Origin of the sequence: Bacillus sp. SIMBA_074 (assembly GCF_046534555.1) — a bacterium.
GTDB classification, from domain to species: Bacteria; Bacillota; Bacilli; order Bacillales; family Bacillaceae_G; genus Bacillus_A; species Bacillus_A mycoides.
Genome location: NZ_JAWRYM010000640.1, coordinates 1 through 266 on the forward strand (window position 1 = coordinate 1; position 266 = coordinate 266).

The 266-nt window shown below is 45.1% G+C and carries 1 protein-coding gene; it reads left to right on the forward strand.

The window, feature by feature from the left end; translation table 11 throughout:
* Positions 1-266 (forward strand): M24 family metallopeptidase (locus SB773_RS32320; protein ID WP_410594460.1); only part of this gene is annotated, 266 nt, incomplete at both ends.

Here is a 266-nt window from a genome sequence, read left to right on the forward strand (position 1 = left end):
GGCGTAAGGTCAGCTCTCCCGCATGGAGTGGCTACGGATAAAATCATTGAAAAAGGCGATTTTGTCACATTGGATTACGGAGCATACTATAACGGGTATGTGTCTGACATAACTCGGACATTAGCAGTTGGCAAGCCGAGTGAAGAACTTATTAACATTTATGACATTGTTTTAGAAGCGCAACTGCGCGGAATGGCTGGGATTAAACCTGGGATGACGGGCAGGGAAGCGGATGCACTAACTCGTAATTTAATTGAAGAAAAGGG